The organism is Caldimonas taiwanensis NBRC 104434, assembly GCF_001592165.1.
Taxonomy (GTDB): Bacteria; Pseudomonadota; Gammaproteobacteria; order Burkholderiales; family Burkholderiaceae_C; genus Caldimonas; species Caldimonas manganoxidans.
In genome coordinates this window covers 1-9,407 of sequence record NZ_BCWK01000033.1, presented here as the reverse complement: position 1 = coordinate 9,407, position 9,407 = coordinate 1, and the positions used below count along the sequence as shown (strand labels likewise).

Sequence of the window (9,407 nt, the reverse complement as noted above, 5' to 3'; positions counted from 1 at the left end):
AGAAGCTAGGATTCTGCGTGGCAGAGATGAATCTCGAGATGCTGGTTGGACTTAATCTGACATTGAAGGGACAGCCATGCGTGATGGCGTGATCACCGAAGCCGACACCTGCCGTGAGTTCGTCACCCCTAAGCTCATTGAAGCAGGATGGGGTGCGGCCCCGCATGCCATCGGCGAGCAGCACAGCTTCACCAACGGCCGCATCATCGTCGCGGGCGGCAAGGTACGGCGCGGCCAACAGAAGCGCGCCGACTATCTGCTCTATTACCGTCGGGACTTTCCGCTGGCCGTGGTCGAGGCCAAGGAGATCGGCCTGCCCGCTGAAACCGGCGTGCAGCAGGCCCGCGAGTACGCGGAAATTCTCGGCCTGAAGTTCGCCTACGCGACCAACGGCCACCGGATCATCGAGATCGACTACACCACCGGCACCGAGCGTGAGGTGGATCGCTACGCCACCCCTGACGAGTTGTTTGCCAGGTTGACGGCAGCAACACAATTGCCACAGAACGTGTTGTCGCCATTGCTGGAGCCGTTCAACTTGGCTTCGGGCAAGGTGCCTCGCTACTACCAGCAGATCGCTATCAATCGCGTCATTGAAGCCATCCTTCTCGGCCAGAAGCGCATCCTCGTCACACTGGCCACGGGCACCGGCAAAACCTGCGTGGCGTTTCAGGTGTGCTGGAAGCTGTGGAACAGCCGCTGGAATCGCACCGGCGAGTACCGACGCCCGAAGATCCTGTTCCTGGCCGATCGCAACATCCTGGTCGATGACCCGATGGCCAAGATGTTCGCGCCCTTTGGTGATGCGCGGCACAAGATCGTCAGCGGAGACGTGAGCCAAAGCCGGGACATGTACTTCGGCATCTATCAGGCGCTGTCCACCGCCAGCGAAGACGTGTTCCGCCAGTATCGCCCCGATTTCTTCGATCTGATCATCATCGACGAATGCCATCGCGGCTCCAGCCGCAACGACAGCAACTGGCGCGCGGTGCTCGATTACTTCGCGCCCGCTGTGCAGTTCGGCATGACCGCCACGCCGCTGCGTGAGGAGTCGCGTGACAGCTACGAATACTTCGGCAACCCGGTCTACACCTACAGCTTGCGCCAAGGCATCGAAGACGGCTTCCTCGCGCCCTATCGCGTGCATCGCGTCATCACCACAGTGGATGCCGCCGGCTGGCGTCCGTCCAAGGACGAGCTCGACCGCTTCGGCCGCCCGGTGCCGGACGACGAATACCAGACCAAGGATTTCGAGCGCGTCATCGCGCTGCGTGCGCGCACCCAGGCCATTGCCAAGCACCTGACCGACTTCCTCAAGGGCACAGATCGCTTCGCCAAGACCATCGTGTTCTGCGTCGATCAAGAGCATGCCGCCGAAATGCGCCAGCAACTGGTCAACCTCAACAGCGATATGGTCCAGCAGTACCCCGACTACGTCTGCCGCGTCACCGCCGACGAAGGCGCCATTGGCCTGACCCACCTCGCGCATTTTCAGGATGTGGACAAACCCACGCCGGTGATCCTGACCACCTCGCAATTGCTGACCACCGGCGTCGACGCCGAAATGGTCAAGAACGTGGTGCTGGCGCGCGTGGTCGGCTCCCGCGCCGAGTTCAAGCAGATCATCGGGCGCGGCACACGGCTGAAGGTCGATTACGGCAAGGAATACTTCAACATCATCGACTTCACCGGCACCGCCACCCGACACTTTGCCGATCCGGATTTCGATGGCGATCCCGCGCGCATCGAGGAAGTGACCATCGATGAGGCCGGCGAAACCGTCGAGTCGTTCATCGAAACACCACCCGGCGTCGAAGAGCCGCCGGCCGACTACACCGTAGACTCCACGGAAGCCGACACGGGCCAGGGCGAGATCCTTTCCGAACCGCCAGAGGAGCCGCGCAAGTTCTACGTGGACGGCGGCCATGTCGAGGTGATCGGCCACCTGGTCTACGACCTCGACACCGACGGCAAGAAGCTCCAGGTGGTCAAGTACACCGAATACTCCGGCCGCACCGTCCGGACCCTGTACCCGACCCGTGATGCGCTGCAATCGGCCTGGGCCAACCCCGACACCCGTGCCGAGGTGCTGCGCGAGCTGACCGAGCGCGGCATCAGCTTCGAGGAGCTGGCGGCCAGCGCCAACCAGCCCGACGCCGACCCTTTCGATCTGCTGTGTCACCTGGCCTGGAATGCACCGCTGCTCACCCGCCGCCAGCGCGCCGAGCGGGCGAAAAAGGCGGCGCAGGACATGTTTGGCCACTACGGCGACACGGCCCGCGAAATCCTCACGCTGCTGCTCGACAAGTACATCGAGCGCGGCATCATCCAGTTCAACACCCTGTCCGAGCTGATGAAGGTGCAACCCTTCGACCGCTACGGCAGCCCCGCCGAAATCGCCACCCGGCATTTCGGCGGCATCAAACCCTTCAAGGAGGCCGTCTCGCGCCTGCAGACGGCTCTGTACCAATGACGGGAAGTTCCTGAATGGCCGCAACCGAAAAGAAATCCAGAACCCCACGCGCCAAGACACCACTGACCACGCGCGACAACCTCTCGGCGCTGATCGGCAGCGCCCGCAAGATCCTGCGCAAGGACAAAGGCCTCAATGGCGACGTGGATCGCCTGCCGTTGCTCACCTGGGTGATGTTCCTCAAGTTTCTCGACGACCTCGAGGTCGTGCATGAGCAAGAGGCGGAGCTCGATGGCAAGCCCTACCACCCCATCATCGAAGCCCCCTACCGCTGGCGCGACTGGGCCGCGCGCGAGGACGGCCTCACCGGCGACGAACTGCTGGCCTTCATCAACCAGGACGAATGCCACCGCCCCGATGGCTCGCGCGGCGCGGGCCTCTTTGCCTACCTGCGCGGCCTGGCCGGCAGCGGCGAGAAAGGCAGCCAGCGCGAGGTCATCGCCAACGTGTTTCGCGGCGTGCAGAACCGCATGGTCAGCGGCTACCTGCTGCGCGACATCATCAACAAGATCAACGGCATTCACTTCAATAGCAGCGAGGAGATCCACACCCTCTCGCACCTGTACGAATCCATGCTGCGCGAGATGCGCGACGCCGCCGGCGACTCCGGCGAGTTCTACACCCCGCGCCCAGTGGTGCGCTTCATGGTGCAGGTCACGAACCCGCGCCTGGGCGAAACGGTGCTCGACCCGGCCTGCGGCACGGGCGGCTTTCTGGTCGAGGCCTATGACCATCTGGCCCGGCAGGTGGCCACGCCCGAGCAGCGCCGCCTCCTGCAACGCGAGACCCTCTACGGGCAGGAGGCCAAGCCGCTGCCCTACATGCTGGCGCAGATGAACCTGCTGCTGCACGGGCTGGAAGCGCCGCAGATCGCCTACGGCAACACGCTGGAAAGGCGCATCACCGAGATCGGGCACGATGAACGGGTGGACGTGATCCTCACCAACCCGCCCTTCGGCGGCGAGGAAGAGGCCGGCATCAAGGCCAACTTCCCGGCCAACATGCAGACGGCGGAAACCGCGCTGCTGTTCCTGCAGTACATCATGCGCAAGCTGCGCTACGCCGGGCATGGCGCCGAGCAGGGCGGCCGCGCCGCCGTCGTCGTGCCCAACGGTACCCTGTTTGGCGATGGCGTGTGCGCCGTCATCAAGGAGGAGCTGCTCAAGGAGTTCAAGCTCCACACCATCGTGCGTCTGCCGCAAGGCGTGTTCGCGCCCTACACCGACATCCCGGCCAACCTGCTGTTCTTCCAGCGCGGCGGCCCGACCGAAGAAATCTGGTATTACGAACTGCCCCAGCCCGAGGGCCGCAAGAAATACAGCAAGACCGCGCCGCTGCCCTTCGAGGCCTTCCAGCCGGTGCTCGACTGGTGGAACAAACGCGAGGAAGGCCCGCAGGCCTGGCGCGTGGACTTCGCCGCCAAACGCGCCGCAGCCATCGACGCCGCCACACCGCACTGGCAACGGGCCGAGACCGAGCGCGCCCACGCCCGCGCCTTGAGCAAGCCGATCCGCGAACTGGAACAGGCCATCGACCATGCCGCGAATGGCGACAAGGCCGCGCTGCAAGCGCAGTTGCGCGAGTTGAAGGCCAAGCAGCAGATGCATGAGGCCGCCGCCAAGGCCGCGCAGGCCGAGGGCGATGCGCTCTATTGGCCGATCTACAACCTCGATCTGAAAAACCCGCATGCCGCCGAAGGGCTGGAGCACGCCGACCCGAAGGAACTGGTCGCCGCCATGCGTGCGGGTGAGGAGGAGGTGTTGCGCCTGCTTGGCGAGATCGAGGCGCTGGTGGCCGAGGTGCAGGGATGAGGCGGTGGTCCAATGTGTCGCTCGGAGAAGTACTTCGACATCGAAAGGAATTCATCCTTCTCGACGACACCGAGTATTACAAGCGGTGTCGGGTTCAGCTTCACGCCAAAGGCGTAGTCCTGCGAGATGTCGTTCTAGGAAGCGCCATCAAGACCAAACGCCAACAGGTCTGCCATGCGGGTGAGTTCTTGGTGGCAGAAATCGACGCCAAGATGGGGGGCTTCGGCATCGTTCCCGACGCGCTCGAGGGGGCCATCGTCAGTAGTCACTACTTCCTGTTTGAGATCGACGGCTCAAAGCTCGATAGGGGGTTCCTCGATTACTTCATTCGAACCACTGGATTTCGCAATCAAGTCGAAGCGCAAGGGTCGACAAACTACGCGGCCATTCGCCCCGCGAGTGTTCTCGGATACCGGATGCCCTTGCCACCGCTTGCCGAACAACAAGCCATCGTCAGCCGCCTCGACGCGCTGGCCGACAAGGTGCGGCAGGTCAACGAACACCTCGACGCCATCGAAAAAAAAGCTGCAGCGCTGTTTCTCAGCCTGCACTACAAGCTGTCAGGTGATCGAGTGAGGCGGCTCGGTGACGTTGTAGAGCTGCACGAAGAGCACGTGCCTGTTCGAGCTGATAGCGAGTATCCGCAAGTCGGCGTGCGTAGTTTCGGTGGCGGCCTGTTTCCGAAAGCTGCAGTGGCAGGCACAGAAACCTCCTACAAAGCCTTCAATCGCCTATATGTAGATGCGCTGGTATTGAGCCAGGTGAAAGGATGGGAAGGTGCACTTGCGCTCTGCCCGACCGAGCTTGCGGGAATGTATGTGTCCCCAGAGTACCGCACTTTTCGCTGCGTTCCAGGCGAAGCCATGCCTGCATACATTGGAGAACTGGTCCGGACCCCTTGGTTCTGGAGCCTCCTTCAAGAGGCTACGCGTGGAGTCGGCGCTCGTCGCGAACGGACCCGTCCAGAGCAATTTCTGAATATCGAACTACCGATGCCCCCGGAGAATATGCAGCGCAAGGTTGTTGAAATCCTCGCCCGGCAGTCCAGTCTGCGGTTGCGCCACACCACCATTCGCCAGGCCAACGATGCGCTGATCCCGGCGATGCTGGAGCGCGTGTTTTCCGAGGCCCACTGAATGCAGTTCGTCCGCCACGGCCCCGATATCCCCGAACGCCTGCTGCAGGCGCACGAGGACGGGCGCGTGGTGTTCTTCTGCGGCGCGGGCATTTCCTACCCGGCGCGATTGCCGGGCTTCGCCCGGCTGGTAGAGAAGGTGTATGCAGCGTTGGCCGTCACGCCCAACGCAGTGCAGCAGGCGGCGATCAAGGCCGGGCAGTTCGATACCGCCATCGGCCTGCTGGAAGCGGACATCGTCGGCGGCCGCGAGACGGTGCGCCGCGCGCTGGCCGGCATTCTGACACCCGATCTCAGCGCCCCGAACGCCACCGCCACCCATGAGGCCTTGCTGACGCTCGCCAAGTGCCGCAATGGCCAGACCCGCCTCATCACCACCAACTTCGATCGGCTGTTCGAGGAGGTGATCACCGCCAAGTCTCTGCCCATCGAGCGGTTTCAGGCGCCACTGCTGCCGATACCGAAGAATCGCTGGGATGGCCTGGTGTATCTGCATGGCTTGCTCAGCGCTGCGCCGACCGCGAGCGAACTGGACCGGTTGGTCGTCTCCAGCGGTGATTTCGGCCTGGCCTATCTCACCGAGCGCTGGGCGGCGCGTTTTGTCAGCGAGCTGTTCCGGAATTACACCGTCTGCTTCGTCGGCTACAGCCTCAACGACCCAGTGCTGCGCTACATGATGGACGCACTGGCTGCCGACCGCCTGCTGGGCGAGTCGCCACCAGAGATGTTCGCGTTCGGCAGTTTCTCCAAGGGCAAGGAGGAGGAACGGGCCAACGAATGGCGTGCCAAGAACGTCACGCCCATCCTCTACCGCGAGCATAACCGGCATGCCTACCTGCACAAGACCCTGCGCGCCTGGGCCGAAACCTATCGCGACGGTGTGCGCGGCAAGGAGCGCATCGTGGTCGAATGCGCCATGGCTCGCCCGCTGGCGAGCACGAAACAGGACTACTTCATTTCCCGCATGTTGTGGGCACTCAGCCATCCGGACGGTCTGCCCGCCAAGCGTTTTGCGGAGCTTGACCCGGTGCCGTCGCTGGATTGGCTGGAGCCGCTGAGCGAGAACCGCTACGGCCACGCTGATCTGGACCGCTTCGGTGTTACGCCGAAGGCACCTGCCGACGACAAATTCGCCTTCAGCCTCACCCGCCGGCCGTCACCTTATCCCCTGGCGCCGTTGATGTGTTTGGTCGATGCCGGTGCGCGCGGCAGTCGCTGGGACGAGGTGATGCGGCAACTGGCGCGTTGGCTGATCCGTCACCTGAATGACCCGGCGCTGCTGCTTTGGTCGGTCAAGCGCGGCGGGCAGCTGCATGACGATCTGGCCCGGTTGATCGAAGACCGTCTGGACGAGCTGGCCAACCTGGAACGCGACGGCAACACCGACGAATTGGCGCGCATTCGTGCGGGCGCACCCAACGCAATCCCTGGCCCGTTGATGCGCACCTTGTGGCGACTGCTGTTGACCGGGCGGGTGAAATCACGGCTGCGCGACTTCGACCTGTACCGCTGGCGCGACCACTTCAGGCGCGATGGCCTCACCCCGACCCTGCGCCTGGAGCTGCGCGAGATGCTGGCGCCGCGCGTATCGCTACGCGAGCCGTTCCGTTGGCCCGAAGAGGACGACGAAGCCCGCGAGCCGAAGCGCATCAAGGATCTGGTGGAATGGGAGATCGAGCTGTCGACGGATCACGTCCATTACTGCCTGCGCGATCTGCCCAAGGACGAACGCTGGAATGCCGCCCTGCCGGAGCTGCTGGCTGATGTCAGCACCCTGTTGCGCGATGCCCTCGATCTGATGCGCGAACTTGGCGGTGCCGAGGACAAGAGCGACCTGTCCTGCATGCATCAACCCTCGATCAGTGAACATCCGCAGAACCGGGACTTCCACGACTGGACCGCCTTGATCGAGCTGACCCGGGACGCGTGGCTCGCCACGGCTGCGCAATCGCCGGCGCGGGCAGCGATCATGGCGCAGACCTGGTGGCACACGCCCTATCCGCTGTTCCGGCGCCTCGCCTTCTTTGCTGCTGCACAAGACAATGTGATCCCCAAACGCCAAGCGCTCGACTGGCTGCTGGCGGACGATCACTGGTGGCTGTGGTCGGTGGGAACCAAACGGGAAGCCATGCGCTTGCTGGTGGCACTGGCGCCGCGCCTCGATGCCGTGATGCTGCAGGAACTGGAACAGGCCGTGCTCGCCGGTCCTCCCCGCGACATGTTCAAGGATGACATCGAGCCAGAGCGCTGGGCCCGGATCGTGGACCGCGAAATCTGGCTGCGCCTGGCAAAAATGGCTGAGGCCGGCGCGGCCTTGGGTGCTGACGGAAACGAACGACTTCAGGGGCTTTCGGCGCAGTATCCGAAGTGGAAACTGGCAGAGGATCAGCGCGACGAGTTTCCTTACTGGATGGGTGATGGCGAGGAGTGGCGCAACTACGTCGCTACACCGCGTCGTCGCCCGGAATTGATCGAGTGGCTGAGGCAGCATCCCAGCCCCGATGATTGGCAGGAGGATGACTGGCAGAAGCGCTGTCGCGACAACTTTGCCACGACCGCTTGTGCCTTGTGCGCCTTGGCCAGGGAAGGTGTTTGGCCGACAGGGCGCTGGCGCGAGGCCCTACAAGCCTGGTCAGAGGAAAAACTCCTGAAGCGTTCCTGGCGTTACATGGCGCCGATTCTGGCCACCGCCCCTGACGAGATACTGCAAACGCTCGGCCATGGGTTGAGCCGGTGGCTACAGGCCACTGCCAAAACTTTCGAAGGCCACGAAACACTCTTCTTCACGCTCGCTCGCCGTATCCTGGCGCAAGATCATCAGGATGGCGTCGATACCGACGAACCCGTCATGCGCGCCATCAATCATCCCGTGGGCCACGTCACCGAGGCACTCCTGCGCTGGTGGTATCGGCGCTCGCTGGAGGATGGGCAAGGCTTGCCTGAGGCGCTCGAGCCTACGTTCACCGAGCTTTGCGATACCCGAATCGACAAGTATCGGTATGGCCGTGTGTTATTGGCGGCCCATGTCATTGCTTTGTTCCGTGTCGACGGGGAGTGGGCGACGCAACACCTGTTGCCGCTTTTCGACTGGCAGCGCTCGCAAGCCGAAGCACGTGCAGCGTGGGAAGGCTTCCTGTGGTCACCGCGCCTGTACCGCCCGTTGATGGAAAGGCTCAAGCCGGCATTCCTCGACACCGCGCGCCACTATGTGGCCTTGGGCAAGCACGGCGAACAGTATGCATCGCTGCTGACCTTCGCTGCCCTCGATCCGGGTGACACGTTCACCACCGCCGAACTGGCGGCCGCCACGCGTGCGCTGCCACCGGATGGTTTGCACGATGCAGCACAGGCATTGGTGAGAGCGCTGGAGAGTGCCGGCGAGCAACGGGCCGACTATTGGACGAACCGGGTTGCCCCATATCTGCACGCCATCTGGCCCAAGACGCGAGACAAGGTTTCACCGGCCATCGCCGAAAGCCTCGGCCACCTTTGCGTAGCGGCACAGGATGCGTTCCCCGAGGCCTTGACGCTACTGCGCGCCTGGTTGCAACCACCGGGCCACCCGGACTATCTGGTGCATCGACTGCACGAGGCAGGTCTCTGCGGGAAATTTCCGGAGCAGGCGCTGGACTTCCTGAGTCTGGTGATAGGGAATCAGACGCAATGGCCGCCTCGTGATCTCGGTGCCTGTCTGGAAGCGATCCGCACTGCGGCGCCAGCGCTAGAAGCGGACCATCGCTTTGAGCAGTTGATGGCGTACTGGCGGCAGCGTGCACGATGATGAGTTCCATTCAGTTCACCTAGTAACCCACGCCAGTGCTCATAAGCTCGGTAGGCCAGTCAGCACCTGGTCAACCGTCCGCCACCAAACACAAGGGCCCGGAAAGTCTCCGGGCCTTTTCCTTGGCCGTTTCCCGAGGGGAAGTGTGCCGATGTGCTGCGGGTGGCCATCAGCCGAGACGCTCTAAATCGGCCACTTTCTCGGCAA

4 protein-coding genes are annotated in these 9,407 nt (G+C 63.3%); all 4 read left to right on the top strand.

Annotated elements, in window-relative coordinates:
- The first annotated feature begins 76 nt into the window (after nt 1-76).
- The 4 genes from hsdR to dsr1 are packed head-to-tail and all read left to right on the top strand — an operon-like array spanning nt 77 to nt 9,200.
- Nucleotides 77-2,473 carry an EcoAI/FtnUII family type I restriction enzme subunit R gene (gene hsdR, locus CTA01S_RS15385; protein WP_062196754.1) on the top strand — a complete coding sequence of 799 codons (2,397 nt, stop codon included), beginning with the start codon at nt 77-79 and terminating at the stop codon, nt 2,471-2,473.
- Nucleotides 2,474-2,487: 14 nt separating this feature from the next.
- Nucleotides 2,488-4,284, top strand: coding sequence for a class I SAM-dependent DNA methyltransferase (locus CTA01S_RS15380; protein ID WP_062196753.1), 1,797 nt, complete (start codon nt 2,488-2,490; stop codon nt 4,282-4,284).
- Complete coding sequence (locus CTA01S_RS15375; RefSeq protein ID WP_062196752.1) at nt 4,281-5,420, top strand: restriction endonuclease subunit S; 1,140 nt, start codon at nt 4,281-4,283, stop codon at nt 5,418-5,420. The genes CTA01S_RS15380 and CTA01S_RS15375 overlap by 4 nt, the downstream gene beginning before the upstream one ends.
- Nucleotides 5,421-9,200 carry an anti-phage defense-associated sirtuin Dsr1 gene (gene dsr1, locus CTA01S_RS15370; protein WP_062196751.1) on the top strand — a complete coding sequence of 1,260 codons (3,780 nt, stop codon included), beginning with the start codon at nt 5,421-5,423 and terminating at the stop codon, nt 9,198-9,200. It abuts the gene before it with no gap.
- Nucleotides 9,201-9,407 lie beyond the last annotated feature (207 nt).

Coding starts and splice junctions, on each gene's coding strand:
- hsdR (WP_062196754.1), top strand. CDS start 77: ATGCGTGATGGCGTGATCACCGAAGCCGACACCTGCCGTGAGTTCGTC.
- CTA01S_RS15375 (WP_062196752.1), top strand. CDS start 4,281: ATGAGGCGGTGGTCCAATGTGTCGCTCGGAGAAGTACTTCGACATCGA.
- dsr1 (WP_062196751.1), top strand. CDS start 5,421: ATGCAGTTCGTCCGCCACGGCCCCGATATCCCCGAACGCCTGCTGCAG.
- CTA01S_RS15380 (WP_062196753.1), top strand. CDS start 2,488: ATGGCCGCAACCGAAAAGAAATCCAGAACCCCACGCGCCAAGACACCA.